At 70.8% G+C, this 23805-nt stretch carries 20 protein-coding genes; 9 read left to right on the forward strand and 11 right to left on the reverse strand.

What is annotated here, in order from left to right; genetic code table 11:
* Positions 1-120: 120 nt before the first annotated feature.
* On the reverse strand, positions 121-1005 hold the full coding sequence (locus AB0E94_RS49690; protein ID WP_360342864.1) for a LysR family transcriptional regulator: 885 nt from the start codon (positions 1003-1005) through the stop codon (positions 121-123).
* A 102-nt stretch (positions 1006-1107) separates the two neighbouring features.
* On the opposite strand from AB0E94_RS49690, the gene AB0E94_RS49695 reads away from it, so the two are divergent.
* Both AB0E94_RS49695 and mgrA read left to right on the forward strand, forming a co-directional pair.
* A complete protein-coding gene (locus AB0E94_RS49695; RefSeq protein WP_360342867.1) occupies positions 1108-1953 on the forward strand; it encodes an aldo/keto reductase in 846 nt (281 codons plus the stop codon).
* Positions 1954-1967: 14 nt separating this feature from the next.
* Positions 1968-2957: an L-glyceraldehyde 3-phosphate reductase gene (gene mgrA / locus AB0E94_RS49700; RefSeq protein ID WP_360342870.1), complete on the forward strand. Its 990-nt coding sequence runs from the start codon at positions 1968-1970 to the stop codon at positions 2955-2957.
* Here the strand turns inward: mgrA and AB0E94_RS49705 are convergent.
* The gene (locus AB0E94_RS49705) at positions 2926-4470 is read right to left on the reverse strand and encodes an alpha-N-arabinofuranosidase (RefSeq protein WP_360342873.1); all 1545 of its coding nucleotides are present in this window, start codon (positions 4468-4470) and stop codon (positions 2926-2928) included. The two genes, mgrA and AB0E94_RS49705, sit on opposite strands and share 32 nt — an antisense overlap.
* 48 nt (positions 4471-4518) lie before the next feature.
* Here AB0E94_RS49705 and AB0E94_RS49710 point away from each other — a divergent pair, with 48 nt between their 5' ends.
* Positions 4519-7317, forward strand: a complete 2799-nt coding sequence (locus AB0E94_RS49710; protein WP_360342876.1) for a glycoside hydrolase family 2 TIM barrel-domain containing protein — start codon at positions 4519-4521, stop codon at positions 7315-7317.
* On the opposite strand, the gene AB0E94_RS49715 is transcribed toward AB0E94_RS49710, so the two are convergent.
* The 3 genes from AB0E94_RS49715 to AB0E94_RS49725 form a co-directional block, all read right to left on the reverse strand.
* Positions 7248-8429, reverse strand: a complete 1182-nt coding sequence (locus AB0E94_RS49715) for a cellulose-binding domain-containing protein (RefSeq protein ID WP_360342879.1) — start codon at positions 8427-8429, stop codon at positions 7248-7250. The genes AB0E94_RS49710 and AB0E94_RS49715 overlap by 70 nt on opposite strands.
* 88 nt (positions 8430-8517) lie before the next feature.
* Positions 8518-9117, reverse strand: a complete 600-nt coding sequence (locus AB0E94_RS49720) for a hypothetical protein (protein ID WP_360342882.1) — start codon at positions 9115-9117, stop codon at positions 8518-8520.
* 5 nt (positions 9118-9122) lie between these two features.
* Entirely contained in the window at positions 9123-9626 is a 504-nt protein-coding gene (locus AB0E94_RS49725; RefSeq protein WP_360342884.1) for a hypothetical protein, read from the reverse strand.
* 143 nt (positions 9627-9769) lie between these two features.
* Between AB0E94_RS49725 and AB0E94_RS49730 the strand changes: the two genes are divergently transcribed.
* Positions 9770-10432, forward strand: a complete 663-nt coding sequence (locus AB0E94_RS49730) for a hypothetical protein (protein WP_360342887.1) — start codon at positions 9770-9772, stop codon at positions 10430-10432.
* On the opposite strand, the gene AB0E94_RS49735 is transcribed toward AB0E94_RS49730, so the two are convergent.
* Positions 10433-12751 (reverse strand): glycoside hydrolase family 9 protein, encoded by a 2319-nt coding sequence (locus AB0E94_RS49735; RefSeq protein ID WP_360342890.1) that lies wholly within the window; start codon positions 12749-12751, stop codon positions 10433-10435.
* A 236-nt stretch (positions 12752-12987) separates the two neighbouring features.
* Between AB0E94_RS49735 and AB0E94_RS49740 the strand changes: the two genes are divergently transcribed.
* The 3 genes from AB0E94_RS49740 to AB0E94_RS49750 all read left to right on the forward strand — a co-directional run bounded on the left by AB0E94_RS49740 (position 12988) and on the right by AB0E94_RS49750 (position 16448).
* Entirely contained in the window at positions 12988-13980 is a 993-nt protein-coding gene (locus AB0E94_RS49740; protein WP_360342893.1) for a glycosyltransferase family 2 protein, read from the forward strand.
* The gene (locus tag AB0E94_RS49745) at positions 13968-15158 is read left to right on the forward strand and encodes a mannosyltransferase family protein (RefSeq protein ID WP_360342896.1); all 1191 of its coding nucleotides are present in this window, start codon (positions 13968-13970) and stop codon (positions 15156-15158) included. The genes AB0E94_RS49740 and AB0E94_RS49745 overlap by 13 nt, the downstream gene beginning before the upstream one ends.
* An 822-nt stretch (positions 15159-15980) precedes the next feature.
* Positions 15981-16448: an SRPBCC family protein gene (locus AB0E94_RS49750; RefSeq protein ID WP_360342899.1), complete on the forward strand. Its 468-nt coding sequence runs from the start codon at positions 15981-15983 to the stop codon at positions 16446-16448.
* A 46-nt stretch (positions 16449-16494) separates the two neighbouring features.
* Here AB0E94_RS49750 and AB0E94_RS49755 read toward each other — a convergent pair whose 3' ends face one another.
* The 4 genes from AB0E94_RS49755 to AB0E94_RS49770 form a co-directional block, all read right to left on the reverse strand.
* Positions 16495-17607 (reverse strand): acyltransferase, encoded by a 1113-nt coding sequence (locus tag AB0E94_RS49755; RefSeq protein ID WP_360342902.1) that lies wholly within the window; start codon positions 17605-17607, stop codon positions 16495-16497.
* Between the two features lie 82 nt (positions 17608-17689).
* A complete protein-coding gene (locus tag AB0E94_RS49760) occupies positions 17690-18988 on the reverse strand; it encodes a sialidase family protein (RefSeq protein ID WP_360342904.1) in 1299 nt (432 codons plus the stop codon).
* On the reverse strand, positions 18981-19502 hold the full coding sequence (locus AB0E94_RS49765; RefSeq protein ID WP_360342906.1) for a sigma-70 family RNA polymerase sigma factor: 522 nt from the start codon (positions 19500-19502) through the stop codon (positions 18981-18983). Before AB0E94_RS49765 ends, AB0E94_RS49760 begins: the two co-directional genes overlap by 8 nt.
* An 88-nt stretch (positions 19503-19590) precedes the next feature.
* The gene (locus tag AB0E94_RS49770) at positions 19591-20151 is read right to left on the reverse strand and encodes a TetR/AcrR family transcriptional regulator (RefSeq protein ID WP_360342909.1); all 561 of its coding nucleotides are present in this window, start codon (positions 20149-20151) and stop codon (positions 19591-19593) included.
* Positions 20152-20261: 110 nt separating this feature from the next.
* On the opposite strand from AB0E94_RS49770, the gene AB0E94_RS49775 reads away from it, so the two are divergent.
* Both AB0E94_RS49775 and AB0E94_RS49780 read left to right on the forward strand, forming a co-directional pair.
* Positions 20262-20819 carry a hypothetical protein gene (locus AB0E94_RS49775; RefSeq protein ID WP_360342912.1) on the forward strand — a complete coding sequence of 186 codons (558 nt, stop codon included), beginning with the start codon at positions 20262-20264 and terminating at the stop codon, positions 20817-20819.
* 207 nt (positions 20820-21026) lie between these two features.
* Complete coding sequence (locus AB0E94_RS49780) at positions 21027-22445, forward strand: NAD(P)/FAD-dependent oxidoreductase (protein ID WP_360342915.1); 1419 nt, start codon at positions 21027-21029, stop codon at positions 22443-22445.
* On the opposite strand, the gene AB0E94_RS49785 is transcribed toward AB0E94_RS49780, so the two are convergent.
* Entirely contained in the window at positions 22442-23332 is an 891-nt protein-coding gene (locus AB0E94_RS49785) for a hypothetical protein (RefSeq protein WP_360342918.1), read from the reverse strand. The genes AB0E94_RS49780 and AB0E94_RS49785 overlap by 4 nt on opposite strands.
* Positions 23333-23805 lie beyond the last annotated feature (473 nt).

Here is a 23805-nt window from a genome sequence, read left to right on the forward strand (position 1 = left end):
CGGCGGGTGGCGAGCGGCGGGTGGCGAGCGGCGGGTGGCGAGCGGCGGGTGGCGAGTGGCGAGTGGCGGGCGGCTGAGCGGTGGGTAGGCGGGCGGCGGGGTAGGCGGGCGGGTGGTGCGTCATCTGTCGGTGGGGAGGGCCAGACGTAGCAGGGCCTCGGTGGCTGGACCGGCAGGTGTCGCGGCGGGCAACGCGACCGCGATCCGCCACTCCGGGACCGGCCCGGTGACCGGGGCCGCGTGCAGCCCCTTGGCCTGCGGTTTCCGGGTCACCGGGGCCGGCACCAGCGCCACCCCGAGATCCTGGTGCACGAAGTCGAGCAGCGTGTGCACGTCGTTGACCTCGACGGCGACGCGGCGTTCGAGGCCGGCGCGGGCGAAGGCCAGGTCGTTGACGCGGCGGGCGCCCCAGTCGGCGCTGAAGTCGATGAACTCGCAGTCGGCCAGCGAGCCGACGTCGACCGATTCGCTGTCGGCGAGGGCGTGTGCCGGATGGCACAGCAGCATCATCGTCTCGGCGGCGATCGGCAGCAGTTTTACGCCGTCAGGCGCCGGACCGGGCAGCGCGACGAACCCGGCCTGGAGCACCCCGAGCCGCACCTGTTCGACGAGATGCCCCGACCCGGCGTAGCGCAACTGGACCTCGACGCCGGGATGGGCCCGCCGGAACGACGCCACCAGCGGGGCCATGTCGATCACGCCGAGGCACTGTTCGGCGCCGATGGCGATGCTGCCGCGCAGCAGTCCCCGGACGGCGGCGACCGCGTTGCGTGCGGCCGCGGCGCTGGCCAGCGTACGGTGAGCCTCGGTGAGCAGGGCCCGCCCGGCGTCGGTGAGTTCGACCCGGCGGGTGTGCCTGGTGAACAGGTCGGCGTCGAGTTCCCGCTCGAGGGCGCGGATCGACGCGGACAGGCCGGATTGGGCGACCCGCATGCGCTGGGCGGCGCGGGTGAAGTGCCGTTCCTCGGCGACCGCCACGAAGTATTCGAGATGCCGCAGTTCCACGACCGATCACTTTAACTGCTGAATCCGAGCGGTTTCTTCTGTTGGACGCCGCGTACCCGGGCATACCAGTGTGGAAGGCGTACACATCTTCGGGAGGAACCCATGCAGAGCCGTCGCATCGGTGACGTGCAGGTCAGCGCGATCGGACTCGGCGGCATGCCGATGTCGATCGAGGGCCAGCCGGACGAGGACCGCTCGATCCGTACCATCCATGCCGCCCTGGAGGCCGGCGTCACCCTGATCGACACCGCGGACGCGTACCACATCGGCGCGGACGAGGTCGGTCACAACGAGTCGCTGATCGCCCGGGCGCTGGCCTCGTTCGGCGGGGACACCTCGGGTGTGCTGGTCGCGACCAAGGGCGGGCACCTGCGCCCGGGTGACGGCAGCTGGACCGTCAACGGGTCGCCGGAGTACCTGAAGGAGGCTTGCGAGGCGTCGCTGAAGCGGCTCGGCGTCGACGCCATCGGCCTGTACCAGCACCACCGGCCGGACCCGCGGGTGCCGTACGAGGAGTCGATCGGCGCGATCCGGGACCTGCTGGACGCCGGGAAGATCCGCCTGGCCGGCATCTCCAACGCGAACCCGCAGCAGATCCGGCAGGCTCAGGAGATCCTGGGTGGGCGGCTGGTGTCGGTGCAGAACCAATTCTCGCCGGCGTTCCGTTCGTCGGAGCCGGAGCTGGAGCTCTGCACCGAGCTCGGCATCGCCTTCCTGCCCTGGTCGCCGCTGGGCGGCATCCGGGCGGCGGGTTCGCTCGGCGGCGCGTTCGCCGAGGTCGCCGAGCGGCACGGGGTGAGCCCGCAGCGGGTGTGCCTGGCCTGGCACCTGGCCAAGTCGCCGGTGTCGATCCCGATCCCCGGCGCGAGCCGCCCGGAGACGATCATCGACTCGCTGGCCGCCGACACGCTCGAACTGACCGCCGACGACCTCGCCGAACTTCCGTAGAAAAGGTAGAGCACATGGAATACCGCCGTAGCGGCCGTAGTGGCCTCAAGCTCCCCGCCATCTCGCTCGGCCTGTGGCACAACTTCGGCGACGACAAGCCGCTCCAGACCCAGCGCGACATCCTGCGCCGGGCGTTCGACCTGGGCATCACCCACTTCGACCTGGCCAACAACTACGGTCCGCCGTACGGGTCGGCCGAGCTGAACTTCGGTCGTGTGCTGGCCACCGACTTCCGGCAGCACCGCGACGAGATGGTCATCTCGACGAAGGCCGGCTACGACATGTGGCCCGGCCCGTACGGCGACTGGGGTTCCCGCAAGTACCTGACCGCTTCGCTGGACCAGTCGCTGAAGCGGATGGGCGTGGACTACGTCGACATCTTCTACTCGCACCGTTTCGACCCGGAGACTCCGCTCGAGGAGACGATGGGCGCCCTGGACGCGGCGGTCCGCGCGGGCAAGGCGCTCTACGTCGGCATCTCGTCGTATTCGCCGGAGCGGACCGCCGAGGCCGCGGCGATCCTGCGTGACCTGGGCACCCCGTTGCTCATCCACCAGCCGTCCTACTCGATGCTGAACCGCTGGATCGAGGACGGCCTGCTGGACACCCTGGAGCAGGTGGGCGCCGGCTGCATCGCGTTCTCGCCGCTGGCGCAGGGCATGCTCACCGACCGGTACCTGAAGGGTGTGCCCGAGGGTTCCCGGGCCGGCGCCGACAAGTCGCTGAGCACCGACCTGCTGAGTGACGAGAACCTGGACAAGATCCGGGCGCTGGACGCGATCGCCGGGCGCCGTGGTCAGAGCCTGGCGCAGCTGGCCATCGCCTGGACGCTGCGGGACCCGCGGATGACCTCCACGGTGCTGGGCGCCAGCAGCGTCCGCCAGTTGGAGGCCAACGTCGCGGCCCTGGACAACGTGTCGTTCACCGACGGCGAGCTGGCCGAGATCGACAAGTACGCCACCGAGTCGGGCATCAACCTGTGGGCGAACTCCAGCCGTCAGTGACAGCGGCGGCCACGGTCACCCTCGTCCAGGAGACCGCGGGCAGCGTGATGGTCAGGACGTTGCCGCTGATCGAGGCGGTGTCGTTGGGGCGCGGGGTCACCCGCTGCGGGTCGGCCAGGGTGTTCGCGGCGTACGGGTCGTCGTCCCAGATTCCGGTCGCGGTCACCGACGAGCAGGCGGGGAAGCCGGTCAGGTCGACGGTCACCGTGGCCGGTCCGGTGGTGTCCCGGTTCTGCAGGAACAACTGGACCGTGCCGTGTTCGTCGACGGTGGCGGCCGCCGCCACGGCCGGCACTTCGCCGTACCGGCCGGTGGTGACGGTGTCCGCGTCGATCTTGACGGCGAGCGCCGTACCCCCGGCTGATTGTGAAGTCAGAGAGAACGGGAAGAAGGTGGTCTGACGCCAGGCGGGACCGCCGGGCTCGGTCATGATCGGCGCGATCACGTTGACCAGCTGGGCCAGCGACGCCGAGGTGACCCGGTCGGCGTGGTTGAGCAGGGTGATCAGCAGCCCGCCGACGGTGACCGCGTCGGCGACCGTGTAGACGTCCTCCAGCAGGCGGGGCGCGACCGGCCAGTCGTCGATCGCGAAGGTGCCCTCCTGGGCGTTCCAGCGGGTGAAGTACCAGACGTTCCACTCGTCGAACGAGATGGCGATGCGTTTGGTGGATCGTTTCAGCGCCTGCACGTGATCGACTGTGGCCGCGACCGCCTTGATGAACGCCTCCATGTCGACGCCGGAGGCCAGGAAGCTGGCCAGGTCGCCGTCGTGCTCCTGGTAGTAGGCGTGGCAGGAGATGTAGTCGACATCGTCGAAGGTGTGTTCCAGCACGGTGCGTTCCCAGGCGCCGAAGGTCGGCATGTCCCGGTTCGACGAGCCGCACACCACCAGCTTCACGCCGGTGTCGACCAGCCGCATCGCCTTCGCGACCTGGGAGGCGAGCTTGCCGTAGTCGTCGGCGCTGCGATGCCCGACCTGCCACGGGCCGTCCATCTCGTTGCCGAGGCACCACATCGTCACCCCGAACGGCTCGTCGCGGCCGTTGGCCCGGCGCTGGTCACTCAAGGTGGTTCCGGACGGCACATTCGTGTACTCGATGAGATCGATCGCCTCCTGGACGCCGCGGGTGCCCAGGTTGACGGCGAGCATCAGCTCACTGCCGACCAGGTCCAGCCAGTCCTGGAACTCGTGCAGCCCGACCTGGTTGGTCTCGGTGGAGTGCCACGCGAGGTCGAGCCGCCGGGGCCGCTCGCCGGCCGGGCCGACCCCGTCCTCCCACCGGTAGTTGGAGACGAAGTTACCGCCCGGATAGCGGATCGTGGTGACGCCCAGCTCCTTGACCAGCTCGATCACGTCACGGCGGAACCCGTCCGGCCCGGCCGTGGGGTGGCCCGGCTCGTGGATGCCGTCGTAGACGTGCCGGCCCAGATGCTCGACGAAACCACCGAACAGCCGCCTGTCGACCGGCCCGATCGCGAACGACGGGTGCAGTGTGAGATCGGCACGGGTCACGCGGGAACTCCTTCACGTCTGGCGTTGATCAAGAAAGACTATGTACCCGTGACATCGTTTCGCACCGAACTGGCCTCCCCCCAGCCGGGCCGTGGCGGCCTGCCCGCCCGCGCCCACCTGCGTTCCGACGCGCCCCGGCAGTCGCTCGACGGCGTCTGGCAGGTGCGCCGGCACCCCGACGGCGGCTGGTCCGAGATCCGCGTGCCGGGCCATCTGCCCCTCCAGGGCCACGGCTCGCCGATCTACGCCAACGTGCAGTTCCCGTTCCCGGTCGACCCGCCGTTCCCACCCGACGACAACCCGGTCCACGATCACCGGCTGGAGTTCGAGGCCGACCCGGCGGTGCTGGCCCACCCGTCGGTGCTGCGGTTCGAGGGCGTCGACGGCGCCGCGACCGTGTGGCTCAACGGCGTGGAGCTCGGCACCCTGCGCGGCAGCCGCCTGACGACCGAATTCGACACCACCACGGCACTCCGCGCGGGCGGCAACGTGCTCGACGTGCGGCTGGCGCAGTGGTCGGCGCACAGCTACCTCGAGGACCAGGACATGTGGTGGATGCCCGGCATCTTCCGCAGCGTGACCCTCCTCGCCCGCCCCGAGGGCGGCATCCGCGACGTCTTCGTGCACGCCTCCTACGACCACCGCGACGGTTCCGGCACGCTGCGGGTCGAGGCCGACAGCGATGCGACGGTCACCGTGAGCGTCCCGGCTCTCGGCCGCGAGAACCTGGCCACCGGCGAGTCCCACCACTTCCGGTCCGTTTCCCCCTGGACCGCAGAGACCCCTTTCTTGTACGGCGTACGCGTCCACACCACAGCGGAGGCAGTCACCCTGCGCGCCGGTTTCCGGACCGTGCACGTGGACGACGCGACCCTGATGCTCAACGGCCGTCCCCTGCTGCTGCGCGGCGTCAACCGGCACGAGCACGACCCGCTGCACGGCCGGACCGTCGACCTCGACACCGCCCGCGCCGAGCTGCTGCTGATGAAGCAGCACAACATCAACGCGGTACGCACGTCGCACTACCCGCCACAGGCCGACTTCCTGGATCTCACCGACGAGCTCGGCCTGTACGTGATGGTCGAGAACGACCTGGAGACCCACGGCTTCGAGATGAACGCGTGGCGCGGCAACCCCAGCGACGACCCGCAGTGGCGTGACGCCTACACCGACCGGATGCGCCGCACCGTGGAACGCGACAAGAACCACCCCAGCGTGCTCTTCTGGTCGCTCGGCAACGAGGCCGGAACCGGCGCCAACCTCGACGAGATCGCCCGATGGGCCAAGCAGCGCGACCCCGACCGCCTGGTGCACTACGAGGGCGACAGGCGTTCGCTGCACGTCGACGTGTACTCGCGGATGTACGCGATGACCGACGAGGTCGAACGGATCGGCGCGTTCACCGAGCCCGAGGACGAGCACCGGCGGAAGCTGCCGTTCCTGCTCTGCGAGTACGCGCACGCCATGGGCAACGGGCCCGGCGGGCTCAGCGAGTACCAGGAGCTGTTCCACAGATATCCCCGGCTGGCCGGCGGATTCATCTGGGAGTGGGTGGAGCACGCGCTGCACGGCGGGACCACCGCCGACGGGCGGACCATCCAGCTGTACGGCGGTGACTTCGGCGAACGCGTGCACGACGGCAGTTTCGTCATCGACGGCCTGGTGCACGCCGACCGGACGCCCGGCCCCGGGCTCGCCGACGTGGCCCGGGTGTTCGCGCCGGTCGAGCTCACCATCGACGCGGCACAGTCGACGCTGACGATCGTCAATCGCCACCACAGCCTGGACCTGTCGCACCTGGAGGCGGACTTCCCCCTGCCTGACGTCCCGGCGGGCGCGACGTTGACCGTACCGCTGGAGGTGTCGTCGCTCTTGACCTTGTCGCTGCGCGATCGGGAACTCGGGCATGAAGTGGCCTGGGCGCAGCACGTCCCGCCGCGCTCGCCGGTCTCTCCGGCGGCCACCGCGGCGCCGTCGGCCGACCTGCGGCTCGGACCGGCCGTCTTCGATCCGGAGACCGGGATGCCGGTGCGGCTCGGCGACCTGAACCTGCACGACGTCGCGGTCAGCCTGTGGCGGGCGCCGACCGAGAACGATCGCGGCCGTGGCTGGGCGGAGCACGATCTGCCGCCGATGGCCGAACGCTGGGCCGCAGCCCGCCTCGACGACCTGCGCACCCGCCTGATCGACATCAGCGCCGACGGCCCGGCGCTGGTCGTGCGCACCCGCAGCGGGCCGCCGGTGATCGACGCCGGCGTCGGCGTGACCTGGCGCTGGACCAGCGACGGCGACGCGCTCGCCCTCGACCTGACCATCGAGCCCTACGGCGAGTGGCCGTGCGAATGGGCCCGGGCCGGCGTCGACCTGCGCCTCGACCGGCCGACATCGCAGGTCACCTGGACCGGCTGGGGTCCCGGCCCGCAGTATCCGGACACCGGGCAGGGCGCCCGCTACGGCACGTTCACCGCCGACCGCGACACCTACGCGGTCCGGACCGTCCGGCCCCAGGAGCACGGCGCCCGCCGGGTCGACGACGCGTTCGTCGACATCGGCGGAACCGGGCTGCGGGTGCGGGGCGTCGACGTGCCGCTGACCGTCCGCCCATGGTCGCGGGCGACGGTCGCGGCCACCGCACACGATCACGAGCTGCCGGCCGCCGCGTCGACCTGGATCTCGGTGGACGCGGCGGCCTCCGGAGTCGGCACGGCCTCGTGCGGGCAGGGGGTGCTGCCGGCCTACCGGCTCGCACCCTCCACCCAGCGCCTGCGGGTCGTGCTTCAGCAGCCGATCCGGGAGCTGCCGGCCGCCACGTCGTCGTACCAGAGCGTGTCCGAACCCTCGCCGTAGCTCTCCCAGCCCAGCTTCAGGTCGGTCAGCCTCGGCCGGTACGTGCGGTTCAGCCACTGACCGTCGATGTCGTGAGTGGCCACCCCGTCCTGGAGCAGACCCGGCACCGACACGCCGTTCAGCCAGGTCTCCATCGTCCCGTCCGCGCCGTTCACCTTGAACTCGACACAGTTCCAGGAGTCCACCGGCAGCGGACGGGACAGGGCGACACCGGCCGGGCTCTGCTCAGGCAGAGTGGCGTCGTCCGAGGCCCGGTTCCACTGAAGCGCGCCGTTCTGCCCGCCGAACCGCAGGTCACGGTCACCGTCGTTGGCGTCCTTGAGAGCCACCATGGTGATGTGCGAGGTGGGCAGGGCGGTCGTGTGCCGTACCCAGTAACGCACGTATGTGGCGTCGCCGAGGATCGCGGTGTTACGCACGAACACGTGGTTGCAGTAGCCGACCGCCCCGTTCACCCGCAGAGACGTGCTGCCGCTGTGCGCCACGGCCTTGTCCACGGTGGCGGCGCCGGTGCCCTGACAGTCCGGATAGGTGACCGCCCAGTCCCCGGCCGGGACGCCGGCGGCCTGCCCCTCGAACCCGTCACAGCGGATCCCGGTCCCGCAGGCGGGCGCCGGCCCGCTGGACGCCGACGGACTCGGCGCGGGGCTGGAGGGCGCGGGGCTCGACGGGGCCGGGCTCGACGGGGCCGGGCTTGACGGCGGCGCGTCGCCCGCGCATGAGACGCCGTTGAGCGCGAAGTCGGTCGGCTTCGCATTGGTCCCGGAATAGGTCGCCTGGAACCCGAACGACGCGGCCGCACCGGTGTTCAGCGACCCGTTCCAGCTCAGATTGGACGCGGTCACCTTGTTACCGGCCTGGCTGATCTGCGCGTTCCACCCGTTGGAGATGGCCTGGTTGCCACCGAACGTCCAGCTCAGAGTCCACGCCGTGACCGCCGGCCCGGTGTTGGTGAGCTTGACGTCCGCAGTGAACCCGGTAGCCCACTGATTGACCGTGAAGTCGACAGAACAGACCGTAGCCGCCTGAGCCGCGGGAACGTGCAGCCCGGCAACGATCCCACCGGAGGCGACGGCAACCGCCGCAACGGCGAGCAGAGAACGGAGACGCATGGGGGATGCCTCCTGGAAAGCGGGGAATGGGAGCGCTCCCAAATATAGATGAACACCCATCCCCACGAAACCGTCCTCCGACTGGCGGTCAGTAGAGGGTGATCATCAGGTCCAGGCCCTCGGCGGCGACGGCCCGGCAGTGGCCGGCCCAGGAGCGCAGGTCGCGGAGGTTGCGCTGGAAGCTCTCCTCGTCGTCCTCCTCGCGGTGGACCTTGTAGACGCCGAGGTCGGACATCTCCACCACGGAGAACTCCCGGCGCGCCGCGGTGACGTCCAGCTCGTCGATCAACCGCACGGCGTCGGTCAGCTGAGCCGCAGTGGAACAGCGCCAGGTGATGCCCTGGCCGCTCCTGGCGTGCGGGGCGAAGACCTCGGCCCCGAAGATCGCGCAGTGGATCCGGGTCCGCGTGGCATCCTGCCAGGTTCGCTCGGTGCGGTAGGCGACCGGATCGAGCAGATATTCGGCCTGCGAGTGGTTCCGGCTTCCGAAGAAGTCATGGTTGCGCCGGGTGTCGCGGGGCAGGACGGCGAGCAGTTGCCGGGTGATCTCCGGTGGTTCCTCGCCGGGCCACGGCCCGCAGAACGGCGGCTGGTCCTCGGCCACCGCCCACAGCTCCGGGTCGGCGCGGATCCGGCGCATCGGCTCGTTGTCCAGCCGGACGGTGAGGCATTCGAAGTCGAGTCCCACAAGCGTCAGGTGTTGAACAGGGGCGTGACGATGGCGAGGATGCTGTCGACCGGCTCGCCGTGTGGCTGGCCGCAGTCGTGCACGGTCACCGTCGCCGCCGGGGTCGCGATCGTGTACTCGAACCCGTCGTTGCAGGCCGGCAGACCGGATTTGCCGGACGCGGCGGTGAACTCCGGCGAGGCGACCAACCGGCTGAGCTCCGCGACGGAAGCAGCTGGCAGGGACGTCTTCTGGGCCGGCTTGCCCCCGCCGGTCAGGGTCACCGACCCGTCCGCCGCGATCTCGGCATGATCGTCGACGCCGGCGAAACCGCCCTGGCGGCTGGCCGTCACCGGGAACACCGACACGGCCGAGGGGGTCGGCGGCGACACCACGGCGCTGGCCGACGGCGACACCACGGCGGTCGAAGCCGCCGGCGAGGCCGCCGGCGCGGGGGCCGCTTCGGTGCATCCGGCGAGGCCGGCGAGCAGCAGCGTGGCCAGGACGATCGATGTGCGTGACTTCGGCAACGGGACTTCCTCCGGTCTCGACGGCATCGGCAATCGTAATTGCCCGCCGATCGTCAGCCTTCACCCATGGCGGCCACAGGTTCCTGACAGGTGCGTTGGCGACCCTTCGGAGAGACGAGTCCGTCCAGCCTGAGGAGTCTCCCGTGTCCGTGAAGAAGATCGGTGTGCTCGCCGCGGGTGCTGTCGCCGCCGGAGGTCTGGCCCTGGGCGGCGCCGCGATGGCGGTGGCCGCGCCGGCGACCCCCGCACCGGGCGCCTCGGCGGACGGGCCGGGCCGGGATGGCGGCCACGGTCACCGCGGCGGTAAGCACACCGAGGTGACAGGCGACGAGGCGGCGAAGGTGACGGCCGCGGTGACTGCGAAGGACGCCGCCGTCACGGTGTCCCGGGTGTTGAAGGACGACGACGGTTCGTACCACGTGGTCGGCACGAAGGACGGTAAGCGCATCGGCTTCGAGGTGAGCGCGGACCTGGCGACCGTCACCGAGCGTGCGGCGCGTCCGGGCCGCGGTCCGGGCGGATTCGGCGGCGGTACGGAGGTGACGGGCGACGAGGCAGCGAAGGTGACGGCCGCGGTGACCGCCGAGGACGCCGCCGTCACCGTGTCACGGGTGGGCAAGGGCCGGGACGGCGGGTATCACGTGTTCGGCACCAAGGACGGCAAGCCGGTGCATTTCCAGGTCAGCGCCGACCTGACGACCGTGACCGAGGGTAAGGCCGGTCCGGGCCGGGGCCACGGCAAGGGTGGCCACGGCCCGCGGCCCGACGGTCAGCGCCCCGCCCCGTCGCCCAGCAAGTCGAGCTGACTACCTCCCGCAGACCGTCCCGTTGAGGGTGAACGAGGCGGGCGCCGGGTTGCTGCCGGTGTGCGTGGCGTTGAAGCCGAAGCTGACCGTGCCACCGGCCGGCAGGCTCCCGTTCCAGGACGCGTTGGTGGCGGTCACCTGGGTTCCCGACTGGGTGACCGTCGCCGACCAGGCTTGCGAGACCTTCTGGCCGGCGGCGTAGGGGAAGGTCAGGGTCCACCCGTTGACGGCGGCCGGCCCGTTGGTGATGGTCACGGTGGCGGTGAACCCCGATCCCCAGTCGTTGGTCGTGTAGGCGACCCGGCATCCGGAGGCCGGCGACTGCGACGGGGAGACCGACACCGACGGGGAGACCGACACCGACGGGGACGGCGACGGCGGGACGGAGACCGAAGCGGAGGGTGACGGCGAAGGGGACGACCCACCGGGCGCCGTGCCCCACACGAGAGTCGTTCCGTCGTACAGCGTGATGGTGGGATTGAGGCCGGAGGCCGTCTGGTAGGAGGGATCGTTGGCCGGGTTCCACACGCCGCCCTCGGCGACACCGATCTTGAGCTGCACCTCCATCCGGTGCGCGGACTGCCCGGCCGGGGCGATGGGGTATCCGGTGCAGTCCACTTCGACATACCAGACGTCGCCGGAATGCTGCTTCGCCGTCGTCGGTCCGGGACACCCTTGGGTGTACGGCGAGCTGACCTGAAGCGTCGAGTTGTCGTCGCGGGTGAAGTAGTAGCGGAACTTCCCGAGCGTGAGCGCGCGGGCCGGGAACGCCGACTTGTTGTAGACGATCACCTTGACGCCTGTCGACCGGGTCTCGTTCTGCATGATGGTCGACTCGACCGACAGTTCCGGGATGTCCGGTGTCTCGGCGACCGGGAAGCCGGTCAGTGGCGCCCCGCCGAACTCGCCGTACAGCCGGGCCAGCGCGGACGTGAATCCGGCGTTGTAGTCGGTGGCGACCTCGTTCATCACGTAGTCGCCACGGCTGTCGGTGTACTTGTCGTCGGGTGACGACGGCCCGCCGACCAGGGCGCCGTAGAGCACGTGCCGGGTTTCGACGGGCACCTGCTGGCTGTCCCACCAGGAGCCGTGGGCCGTACGGTGATGGGGGTTCTTCGGTGAATTGTCGCCGAACCCGATCACATAGCTGGAGTTGCGCGGGTTGTCGCCGAGGGCATAGCCGATCTGCTGGACCGCGAAGTCGTGATAACGCTGCTTACGCGTGGCGTCGGTGAGGTGGTCGCTGTGCACGAGCGCGACGAACGCGGTGTTGGCGGCGTATCGCAGCGCGCCCCACGAGTCGACGACCACCATGCCGCCGGGTGAGGTGCGGACCTTCTCGCCGTTGACACCGACGGTGAACCAGTCGAGCCAGCGGTTCGCGTCGTCGAGGTACTTCTGCTTACCGGTCAGCTGGGCGAGCAGCACGTAGTTGCCGTACTGCTTGTTGTCCCAGGAGATCGTCCACTTGTACATCTTGGTGGTGGTCTGGTTCTCGTTGCCCTGCGCGTCGTAGCCGGCCTCGGCCTTGGTCAGGTAGGTCGCGTCGCCGGTGGCCCGGTACAGCCAGATGCCACCCCACACCAGCTCGTCGGCGTAGCCGCTCCACGACTTGTAGAACGCCGTCGCGTCGGTGATGCACTCGTGGTAGCTCTTGCGGACCCGGTCGGCGAACGAGTACAGCTGCTTGGCGTGGGTGAGCAGGCTGTCCGCATACTGCGGGTCGGTGGGGCGGAAGACCATCGAGGAGGCTGCCATCGCGGCCGCCGTCTCAGCGGCCAGCTCGCTGCCGCCACAGGACGCATCGATCTTGTACGCGGGACGCGCCATCGGGAGCACCTCGGCCGGCCCCCACCACTTGTGGTCGTCGTCGCCCTTGCCGACCTGCCCGTACAGCACGTCCGCCGACGGGTGCGCCTTGATGAAGTAGTCGTTCGGCACCCGCAGGTTGTTCAGGAGATGGGTCAACTGCCCGGAGCTCGCGTACGCCTCCCGGTTCTCGACCGCACCCCAGGCCAGCATGGTCGTGGTGAACGCCATCGGCAGCCCGAACTTGACGTGGTCGCCGGCGTCGTACCACCCGCCGGTCAGGTCCAGGCCGGTGCCGGCGCCGTCGGTCATCGCCGAGTCGCCACGCCAGGACACCCGGTTCCAGGCCGGCTTCTTCCCGGACACCTGGGCCTCGTAGAAGAGCAGTGATTTCTGGAGCGCCTCGCCGTAGCGGTGGGGCGCGGCGGCGGCGTCGGAGGGGACGGCGGCCCACAGCACACCGGTGCCGAGCGCGGCGGCCGTGAGGACGGTGGCGAGCTTCCTCAGCATTGCCGCATCGTTTCATGGGAGCGCTCCCACTGCAAGAGTGTGTCCACCGTGTTGCCGGAAGGGGAGTCCCCAGACGGTTGCCGAAGCGCATCGGATGGCAGCTCAGCGCCGATTGAGAGGCAGATCTCCGCGGGTCTCCCAGGAACGTGCCACCCCACTCCGGCATGGCCATACTTCGATCGATTCGCAGGTCAACCTTCTCCCCGCCGCGACGATCATGAGAGTGAGGGGCACACATGGACGTCTCCGTACCACGGCTGTCGGTGGTGGTTCCGGTGTTCAACGAGGAGGACGTGCTGCCGCTCTTCGCACAGCGGCTACGGCCGGTGCTCGACGGGCTCGGCGTGACCTACGAGGTGCTGACCGTCGACGACGGCAGCCGCGACGCGACCCCGGTCGTGCTGGAAGGGATGCGCCGGCAGTGGCCGCAACTGCGCGTCGTCCGGCTGCGCCGCAACGCCGGACACCAGAACGCGCTCACCGCCGGCCTGCACCGGGCCCGCGGGCAGTACGTGGTGAGCATCGACGTCGACCTCCAGGACCCGCCGGAGACCATCGGCGAGATGCTGCAGCTGGCCGAGAGCGCCGGCCTCGACGTGGTCCACGGCGTACGCGCCGACCGCAGCACCGACAGCCCGTTCAAACGGTGGACCGCCGGGATGTACTACCGGATGATCCGCCGGGTCGTCGGGCAGAACGTCCCGCACAACGCCGGCGACTTCCGGTTGCTCTCCCGCAGCGCCGTCGACGCGCTCACCGGGCTGCCCGAGCACCAGCCGGTGTACCGGCTGCTCGTGCCGTGGCTCGGCCTGCCCAGCGGCGAGGTCACCTACACCCGCGAACGGCGGGCCGCCGGCCGCTCCAAATACCCGCTCGGCAAGATGATCCGGCTCGCCCTGGACAGCGTCGTCGGCTTCTCGGCCGCCCCGCTGCGGGTCGCCACCTGGCTCGGCTCCGTGGGGATCGGCCTGTGCCTGCTGATCGGCGGGGGCGCGCTGGCCGCGTACCTGTGGGGGACCGTCGTCCCCGGCTGGACGTCGACGGTCGTGGCGGTGATGTTCGTCGGCGCGCTGCAACTGCTGTGCCTGGGGCTGCTCGGTGAATACGTGGCCCGGGTCTTCACCACCCTGCAGGGCCGTCCGGCGTACGTGGTGACCTTCGACTCGGCGACACCCGGGCGGCCGCTGATGGAGACGGCCGGCAACGGAGGCGCGGCGTGGAAACTCTGACCGTCGCGCCACCCCGGCCGGTGATCACACCGGCGCCGGTGCTCCGGCCGTGGCGGACGGCGTACCTCACCGGCTTCTCGGTCTGGGCGGTCATGACCGTCCTGCATCTGGCCGTCAGCGTGGTGGCCTGGCTGCCCCGGCTGACCGAGCAGACCCCCGACCTGTGGTCGATCGCCCTCGCCTGGAACAGCTGGGACGCCGGGCACTACGTGCGAATTGCCGAAGAGGGCTACCACATCGGCCCCGGGTTCCCGGCGTTCTTCCCGCTCTACCCGCTGCTGATCCGCGGCTTCGACGTGATCCTGCCGGGCGGCCCGCTGATCAGCGCGCTGATAGTCGCGAACCTCGCCGCCTGGGGCGCCCTGGTCCTGCTGCACCGGCTGGCCGACCACGAGTTCGGGCCACGCGTCGCCCAGCGCGCCACCTGGTACCTGGCCGCCTTCCCGATGGGGTTCTACCTGTTCATCGGCTACAACGAGTCGCTGTTCCTGCTGCTCGCGCTGGGTGTGCTCTACGCCGGGCGGCGCGGGCACTGGTGGCTCGCCGGTGCGCTCGGCGCGCTGTCGTCGGCCACCCGCCTGTTCGGGGTGCTGCTCATGCTGCCGCTGGCCGTGGAATACCTGCGGCAGATCGGCTGGCGGCCACGCGCCGTCCGGGCCGACGTGCTCGGGATCGCGATGGTGCCGCTCGGTGTGATCGCCTACAGCGTCTACTGCCTGGTGGATCTCGGTAGCCCGCTCGCCTTCAGCAACGCCCAGGACCAGTGGGGGCGGCAGTACACGATTCCGGGCGGCGCGTGGCTGACCGCGATCGATCAGGGTCTCGGGCATCGGCTCCAGCATCCGGCCACGCTCGGCGCGATCCTCGACGCCGGGACCGCACTGATCGCGGTGGTCCTGCTGATCCTCTGCGTGACCGGGCGGTTCAAGTTCCGCCGGGACCAGGTCTATCTGGTGGCGCAGGGGGCGATCACCCTGTTCCTGCTGCTGTCCACCGAGGTCGGCGGCCGGTCGATGCAGTCGGCTGCCCGCTATTCGATGGAGGCGGTGGCGATCTTCCTGGTCCTGGCGCGGATGGGCGCCCACCAGCTGGTCGACCGGGTCGTGATGACGATCGGGATCGGACTGCACGCGGTCTTCCTGGTCGTCTTCATGTCCGGAACGTTCCTCGTCGCCTGAGCCCCCGCCGACTTTCGAGCTGCCGCGGCCAGCGCCTGTCGGCCCGGTCAAAGGCCGAGACCGCGAGCCGTCGCTCAGCGCTGGAATGCGGGCGGTTTGACCGTGTTCTGCGACGGCTGAGGCCGCGGGCCGTCGCTCAGCGCTGGAATGTGGGCGTTTTGACTGTGTTCTGCGACGGCTGGGGCCGCGGGCCGTCGCTCAGCGCTGGAATGCGGGCGGTTTGACCGTGTTCTGCGACGGCTGAGGCCGCGGGCCGTCGCTCAGCACTGGAATGCGGGCGGTATTACCGTGCTGGGCGACGGCCGGTTGGGGTCTGCGGCCCGTTCCGCTTCGTCCTGACCGTTGACATCCGCGGTGCCTGCCGCTGCCGGTGGCGCGGGCCGGCAACGTTGACCAGCGCACACGTTGGCCGATCGCGTGCGCTGGTCATCGCCCGAGCAGGGACGGGAGCACACGCAAGGCCGATCGTGAGCGTTCATCCACGCCGGGACGACTACCCGAGCACACACAACGCCAACGTGTGCGCTGGTCACCGCTACGACCGAGGCCTACCGGCCGCGCTCGACACACCAGGAGGCGAGGCGGGCCGCGGCTCCCAGTCAGGCAGGGCGCCTGCATTTCGGGGTTCAGCGGCGGCCGGCGGTCTCAGCCGTCGCTGAACACGGTCAAACCGCCCGCATTCCCGTGCTGAGCGACGGCTCGCGGCCTCAGCCGTCGCTGAACGCGGTGAAACCGTCCGCATTCCGGTGCTGAGCGACGGCTGACGGCCTTGGCGGTGAGCCGAGACAGACGCCGGCCGCGCAGGTGTCTAGCGTCTGTTCCATGAGCCGATTCACCGTCAGCCGGGACATCCGCGCCTCCGCCACCGATACGTGGACGACGCTGGTGGACTGGCCACGGCACGGTGACTGGGTGCCGCTGACCGTGCTTCGGGTGGAGAGCGAGCGGCCGGACGGGGCCGGCGCCCGGTTCGTCGCCCGGACCGGGGTCGGGCCGCTCGCCTTCGACGACCCGATGACCGTGGTGGCCTGGACGCCACCCGGCGGCGACGATCCCGGTGACCGGCCCGGCCATTGTGGGATCACCAAACACGGCCGGGTCGTGCACGGCACCGCAGAGTTCACTGTGACACCGCTGCCGGGCCGTCGCTGCCGGGTCGAGTGGATCGAGGACGTGACCGTCTCGCCACGCCGCCTCACCCGATACGCCGGGCCGTTGGTGACACTGATCGGCCGGGCCGGTTTCGCCGCCACACTGCGCGGCTTGGCCCGCGACGTCGAGCGCCGATAGCCGTCCCTCCCCACCTGGCAGTGGAAGCGGCCGAGATGGGTGCAGATCAGGGGTGGTGGGAGCGGAACGGCTTCTCGAAGACGGCGGCGAACCATCGGGCCGTCACCAGGCACAACGGCACCACGAGAGCGGCCGTGAGAGCGAAGCCGGCCAGGCCCGGACCCGTGTGCGGCCTGACCAGCAGCGTGCTGACCAGGGCTACCAGCGGCATGTGGATCAGGTAGAGGCTGTACGAGAAGTCACCCAGCGCCTGCAACGGCCGGCTGCTCAGGAACCGGACCAGGCGGGCCGCACGCCGGGTGGCGACCGCCGCCAGGAACAGTGCGATCGCCGGGCCGGCGGCGAGATCCACCCAGTAGTAGCTGGTGACCGTCCACACCGGCCCCCGGGCCGCGATCAGGGCCAGCACCGGTGCTCCGGCCAGCACCGACAGGCCCAGCCAGGGCAGGCGCCGGATCCGGTCACCGGCCGCGACCACCCCGGCCGCCAGCATCCCGGCGGCGAACAGCGGCGCCAGTTCCAGGGTGTAACCGACCGCCCGCGAGCCGGTGGACAGCTCCGGGAAGACCAGTCCGGCCAGCACCACGGGCGCGGTCACCACGGTCATCGTCACGATCGCGCCGGCTCGTCGCCGTACCATCAGCATCAGCGGGAAGATCAGATACAGGCCGGCCTCGGCGGCGATCGACCAGAACGCGCCGTTCGGCGCGGGCGCCGCGACGGCGTCCTGCAGCATCAGGGCGTAGACGGCGAACGAACTGAAAGTCGGTGGCTCGCTGTGCGGCAGGTACGGGACGAGCGTCGCGATCAGGGCACTGCCGATGAGGGCCGCCCAGTAGGCGGGCAGGATCCGCCGGGCCCGCCGCCACGCGTAGCGCCTGGTGCCGCCGAGCTGCCACGCGTTCCGGGCCGGGGCGATGGCCAGCGAGAACCCGGACAGCACGATGAACACCACGACCGCGAGCCGCCCGTGGATCAGCCAGCCGAGCCAGGCCGGCCCGGTGTTGGCCGGATACCCGGGGAACGCCAGCAGCCAGCAGTGATGCACCACCACGTAGAGGGCGGCCAGCCCGCGGAGGCCGTCCAGCCCGGCCACCCGCCGGTCGTCGCGGGGCGGTTCGCCGGCGGGGGCCGTCCGGTGCACGGTTGAGACACTCACGATCCGGTCCTGCCTTTCGGGCGCACGCCGCCGGCCGGACGCGGCCTACGGCCGGTCCGCTACGCGGTGTGACGGTGGGGGGTTAGGGGAGGCGGACCTGCTGCCAGGTCAGACCATCTTTCGAGAGGTACGCCTCAGAGCCCGACGACGGCATCAGGTACGGCTGGTCGGCCTGCCCGGTGCTGACGCGTACCGTCCGGATCGCGGCCTCCGGCATGCCGGACAGGGTGACCGGCCCGTACCGGCCGGTGCCGCGGCTGATCGAAGCGCCGCCGAAGGTCGGGACGATGTGTGCGCCGTCGGCGGTGACGTACCCGGGAAGGGTTCGAACCTCTTCGAGAGGTTCACCACCGGCCTGCCAGGTCGCCCCGCCGTCGGTGGTGTAGTACGTGTCGTAGGTGTCGTCGCCCCGGTTGGTCAGGGCATACGCCGTGGTGCCGGAGCCGGCCGCGACCTTCGGCATGTACACCGTGGCCAGCCCGCTGCTGTCGGCTGGGAACGCCAGTCCGCCGGTGAAGACATGGGTGTGCCAGGTCCGGCCGGCGTCGGAGCTGACCGCCACCGCCGGCTTGTTCGTGGCCGGATCCCGCCCCGGCACCCAGACCCGCCCGTCGAGCGGCGCGGCCACCTGATCCGTCCAGCCGGCCTCCACGGTGATGCCCGGTTGGTTGGCCAGCGGAGCGAACCGGCCGGTGTCCGGGTCGAGGACGCCGACCTTGCAGTCCGGGAGTTCCACCAGGTCGCAGTCGACCGGACGGGCGCCGGCCGGGATCGCGTCGGCCGGTTCGGTGGCGGATGCGGCCCGGCCCCAGTTCCGGCCGCCGTCACTGCTGATCCACGTCTGGAGGCTCGAGACCGGTGGTGTGGTCGGGCCGGCCGTCGGGCCGCCCGTGCTCTGCGTCTGGACCGCGCCCCGAATGAACGTGCGCTCACTCCAGACGAGAAGGCCGGGACCCGGCGCGACCAGCGTCACCTCGCGTGGAGTGACGACGTCGCCCGGCACCGGCGGCATGTTGCGAGCCTCCCAGGAGTCGCCGTCGTCCGGCGACACGTAGAGCTCGGAGTCGCAGGTCTCGCAGCGGGTGACCAGGCCGTAGAGTTCCGAGCCGGTGCTCGCCGACGCCGTCATCCAGGGCCAGCTGCAATCCTGCGTGCAGGTGACCTCCGGGACCGGGTCGAGCGAGCCGTAGTCGGGTGGCGAGTTCTGCACGGTGTACCCGAAACTGGCCGCCGCCAGCACGGTCACCAGGAACACCGCGCTGGTGGTGGCGGCCCGGCGTCGCCTGACCTTGCCGGCCCGCGCCTGGACGGTGCTGAACTCGGGCTGCCGTACCGCGTCGGCGACCTCCGACCGCAGCCTGTCGAACTGTGGTTCACGCATGGCGTACCCCCTCAGGCATGGAGACCGGCTGGTCATCGGAGAGGAAGGCAGCCATCGCGGCCCGGCCCCGGGCGAGTCTCGCCTTGACCGTGCCCACCGGAACGCCGAGCGTGGCCGCGACCTCAGCCACCGAGAGGTCGGCCAGATGGTGCAGCACCACCGCCTCGCGCGTCGGCCGGGCGAGTTGCCGCAGCGCCGTGACCAGCGCCACCCGGTCACCTGACACGCCGGGCACCGACTCCGGGGTGACGTCGACCCGCCCGGACCGGACCAGCCTGTCGAACAGCCAGCGCCGCCGGTAGCGGGTGCGGGCCACGTTGAGGGCGGCGACCCGCAGCCACCGCTCGGCGTCGTCGGCGCGCAGGAAGGACCGCGGAGACGCCAGCACCCGGGCGAACGCCTCGTGCACGGCGTCCTCGGCCTCGGCCAGGTCGCCGACGAGACCGAAGACCTGCGTCACCAGCCGCCGGTAATAGGCCTTGTACGCCTGCCGTACCGCGTCCTCAGCCTCCACTCACCCTCCCCGTCGTCGCCGCTCGTCCCAGGAAGGACCAACACCTCGACGGTACGGTTGCACAGAACCTCAAAGTTTTTCTGTGGGTTCAGCTGCGGCCAGGGGTCGGGGTGTGCATCTCGACCAGGCCGTCGACTCCGCGGAGGAAGGTCTCGCAGATCTGGTCCGGGTCGAAGAGGCAGCCGGCGGCCATCGCGCCGTCCCGCAGCATCACGAAGTGCTGGGCGGCCGGCATGCCGGTCAGCAGCGTGTTGATCGTCTCCAGGAACCACTGGCGGTGGGCGAGGACCGCCTGATGGACCGGGTGGGCCGGGTCGGGGTATTCGGCGACCGCGTTGAGGAAGGCGCAGCCGCGGAAGCCGGGGGAGCGGATGCCGTCGGCGATCGCCACCGCAACCGCGCGGACGGTGTCGCCGGCCGGGGCGCCGGCCACGATCGCCGTGTCGATCTGGGCGCGGATGGCCTGGTCGGCGGCCTGTAGGTAGGCCAGGACCAGGTCTTCCTTGCCGGGGAAGTGCCGGTAGAAGGTCGCCCGGGTTACCTTGGCCTCGGCGATGATCCGGTCGACGCCGACCGAGTGGATCCCCTCGGCGTAGAAGATCCGGCTCGCGGTGGACAGCAGCCGGAGCCTGGCCTCGGAAGTCGTCATCACCCGATCATAGCCGCCGTGAGAGATAGAACGTTCGGTCTTGACAGCGGCTCCCGCGACCGTCATCTTTGGTCGAGACAGAACGTTCGTTCTACCTGTGAGGGACTGCCATGACCACCGTTACCGCCCCCGGCATCTCGACGACGGCGGCCGCCCTGCGGCGGCTGTACTTCGTCAGGTTCGTGTTCGCCGTCATCTGGGCCGGCGTGACGACCGCGGTCGCCGACGAGACCAGCCCTCTCACCGTCGCGCTCTTCGTGCTCTACCCGCTGTTCGACGTGGCCGCCGCGATCGTCGACGCCCGCGCCTCGCGCCGCACCGGCTCGCCGACCCTGCTCTACCTGAACATCGCGGTCAGCTCGCTCACCGCGATCGGCCTGGCCGTCGCCGGCACGTCCGGCGCGCCGGCGATGCTGCGCGTCTGGGGCGCCTGGGCGATCGTCGCCGGTGTGATCCAGCTGCTCGTCGGGGTGAGCCGCCGCAAGATGGGCGGCCAGTGGCCGATGATCTTCAGTGGCGGCCTGTCCGTGCTGGCCGGCGGCTCCTTCGTCGCGTCCGCCTCGGCGGCCGAGCCGGCGCTCGCCAACGCGGTCGGCTACGCCATCCCGGGCGCGATCTTCTTCCTCATCGCGGCCATCCGCCTCGGCCGCGCCGCAAAGGGCGACTGAATGACCGCCGAGACGTCCGGCGGAACGTGCCGGGCCGCGCGGCGATGGGCGACTGAGTGACCGGCGAGACGTCCGGCGGAACGTGCCGGGCCGCGCGGCGATGGGCGACTGAGTGACCGGCGAGACGTCCGGCGGAACGGTGCCGGGCCGCGCGGCGGAGGGTGAATGACAATGACCAGGCAGGCGTACGGCGAGAGGCGAAGAACAATGACCGACCTGACGTACGACGTGATCGTGCTCGGTGCCGGACCGGTCGGGGAGAACGTCGCCGACCGAGTCGTCAAAGGTGGCCTGACAGCTGCCATCGTGGAACGTGAGCTCGTCGGCGGCGAGTGCTCCTACTGGGCGTGCATGCCGACCAAGGCGTTGCTGCGCAGCTCAGCCGCGTTACGGGCGGCACGGGCGCTGCCCGGAGCTCGGGAAGCGGTGACCGGCGACCTCGACGTGGCGGCCGTGCTCGCGCGCCGGGACGGGTTCGCCTCGAACTGGAAGGACGACGGGCAGGTCGCCTGGCTCGACTCGGCCGGCATCACACTGCACCGCGGCCACGGGCGGATCAGCGGCCGGCTGACCGTCGAGGTGACCGGCGACGACGGGACCACGATCCTCACCGCCCGGCACGCGGTCGTCGTCGCGACCGGCACCAGCGCCCTGCTCCCGGACATCCCCGGCCTGCGCGAGGCGTCCCCCTGGACCAGCCGGGACGCGGCCGCCGCCGGCGCCGTCCCGGCCCGTCTCGCGGTGATCGGCGGGGGAGTGGTGGCCACCGAGATGGCGACCGCCTACGCGAGCCTCGGCGCCCAGGTCACGGTGCTGGCCCGGGACGGGGTGCTGTCCCAGGCCGAGCCGTTCGCGGGTGAGCTGGTCACAGCGTCGCTGCGAGAGTCCGGAGTCACCGTCCGCGACGCGGCCGAGGCGAAATCGGTCCAACGAGACAGCGACGGTACGGTCCACCTCGCGCTCACCGACGGCGGCCGGGTCGAGGCCGACGAGCTCCTGGTCGCGATCGGCCGGACCCCGAACACCGCGGACATCGGGCTGGAGACCGCCGGACTGGAACCGGGATCGTGGCTCGCCGTCGACGACACGATGCGGGTCGTCGGCGGAGGCGGCTGGCTGTATGCGGCGGGCGACGTCAACAGGCGTGCGCTCCTCACCCACCAGGGCAAGTACCAGGCCCGTGCGGTCGGGGACGTGATCGTGGCCCGGGCCCTCGGGACGGCCGTCGAGGACGGCCGGTGGGGCCGGCACGTGGCGACCGCGGACGAACGGGCCGTCCCGCAGGTGGTGTTCACCGACCCGGAGATCGCCTCGGTCGGGCTGACCGCGGCCGCCGCCGAAGCCGCCGGGCTGCGAATCCGGGTCGTCGACCACGACCTGGCCGCGGTCGCCGGTTCCGCGCTGCACGCCGACGGCTACCACGGGCGGGCCCGGATGGTCGTCGACGAGGACCGTCAGGTGATCGTCGGATTCACCGTCGCCGGGCCGGACGTGGCGGAACTGCTGCACGCCGCGACCATCGCCATCGTCGGCGAGGTGCCGCTCGACCGGCTGTGGCACGCCGTCCCCGCCTACCCCACGGTCAGCGAAGTGTGGTTGCGGCTGCTGGAGGCGTACGGCCGTTAGATGCTGACCGTGTCGCCGGCCAGGCTGGCCTCGACCAGTGGCCCGGCGGCCAGCGGGAACTCCAGCCGGGTCGCGCCAGCCTGAATGGTCAGGACGTGCACGTTCGCGTACCGCTGATGTGGGGTGACCCGGATGTCGGTGATCCTGGCCTTGGGCAGCACGCTCCGGGCCAGGGACAGCTTGTCGCCGTTGCCGGTGAACCAGTCCCGCCGGTGGATGATCTGGACCTCCCGATGGTCGGCCACCGTGATCGAGGCGTGCAGCGTGGTCGGCCAGTGGTTGCCGCGCAGCCGGTCGGGCCGGTTCAGCGGGTTCACCACCTGACGGCCGGCGATGTTGACCAGGCGCATGCCCGGCTCCTCGGCGATCAGCCGCTCGTAGTCGGTGAGCAGGCCGGTGTCCGCGATGTCGAGAGTCGGCGCCGGTCCGCGGGGCGGTTCGGCGGCGACCGGCAGGCTCTCCGGCAGATACCAGCGGCGCAGCAGGAACATCAGTTCACGGATCGGGGCGCTCGCCGAGGCGTTGTACACCACCGTCACGACCGGGCCGTCGACGGTGTGCACGGTCAGGCGGCCGTTGAGCAGGCGCACGCTGTCGACGATCGCCGAGATCCGGTCGAGGGGGACGTGCACCGTGTAGTAGGCCTCGTCGCGGCGGGCGAGGACGGTGAAGGTCTCCTCGTTCACGGCTAGCAGGTAGTCGTACAAATGCATGGTTGGATGGGTGTTTCGTCCCTCGATGTCCCGGGGGACCTTGAGAACCCGGCGGTACGCCGCAGGGTCGATGCCCGCCTCGCGGTAGAGGCGCGGCAACTCGTCGACGGTCCGGACCTCGTCGATCCACGGTCCGAAGCGGTTGAACTCCGGAGTGTTATCAGCGCTGGTCACAAGCGGTGAGCCTAACAACTGGATCGGGTTTCAAACCCCGGATCCGCGCAGTACGCCGCCTTCCCGCGCGGAGAGCCCGGCGGCGTGTGCGGGGGCGTGGCGGCGTGTGCGGGGGCGTGGCGGGTTGCGTGCGGAGGGCGGCGGGTTGCTCGCGGCGGGTTGCGTGCGGAGCGCGGCGGGTTGCGCTCGGCGGATGGAGCGCGGCGGGCTGCGCGAGGTGAGCAGGCCGGTCGGCCGCTCCGGGATCTTGCACGAATTTTCACCCTTTCCGCGATCTTGCACGCTTTCTCCCGTCGGGGCATGGAGTGAGATGCAAGATCCACTTCGCGGCGAAGACCTTGCAATGTTTTTCGCCCGGGGGCGTGGAGAAGGCTGCAAGATCCGTTCGAGGGTGCAAAGTCGTGCAAGATCCCAGGCGCGGGGCGCGGGGCGCGGGGCGCGGGGCGCGGGGCGCGGGGCGCGGGGCGCGGGGC

The sequence above is a fragment of the Actinoplanes sp. NPDC026670 genome (assembly GCF_040638175.1).
GTDB lineage: Bacteria > Actinomycetota > Actinomycetes > Mycobacteriales > Micromonosporaceae > Actinoplanes.

Coding starts and splice junctions, on each gene's coding strand:
- AB0E94_RS49695 (WP_360342867.1), top strand. CDS start 1,108: ATGCAGAGCCGTCGCATCGGTGACGTGCAGGTCAGCGCGATCGGACTC.
- mgrA (WP_360342870.1), top strand. CDS start 1,968: ATGGAATACCGCCGTAGCGGCCGTAGTGGCCTCAAGCTCCCCGCCATC.
- AB0E94_RS49715 (WP_360342879.1), bottom strand. CDS start 8,429: ATGCGTCTCCGTTCTCTGCTCGCCGTTGCGGCGGTTGCCGTCGCCTCC.
- AB0E94_RS49735 (WP_360342890.1), bottom strand. CDS start 12,751: ATGCTGAGGAAGCTCGCCACCGTCCTCACGGCCGCCGCGCTCGGCACC.
- AB0E94_RS49740 (WP_360342893.1), top strand. CDS start 12,988: ATGGACGTCTCCGTACCACGGCTGTCGGTGGTGGTTCCGGTGTTCAAC.
- AB0E94_RS49750 (WP_360342899.1), top strand. CDS start 15,981: ATGAGCCGATTCACCGTCAGCCGGGACATCCGCGCCTCCGCCACCGAT.
- AB0E94_RS49760 (WP_360342904.1), bottom strand. CDS start 18,988: ATGCGTGAACCACAGTTCGACAGGCTGCGGTCGGAGGTCGCCGACGCG.
- AB0E94_RS49770 (WP_360342909.1), bottom strand. CDS start 20,151: ATGACGACTTCCGAGGCCAGGCTCCGGCTGCTGTCCACCGCGAGCCGG.
- AB0E94_RS49775 (WP_360342912.1), top strand. CDS start 20,262: ATGACCACCGTTACCGCCCCCGGCATCTCGACGACGGCGGCCGCCCTG.
- AB0E94_RS49780 (WP_360342915.1), top strand. CDS start 21,027: ATGACCGACCTGACGTACGACGTGATCGTGCTCGGTGCCGGACCGGTC.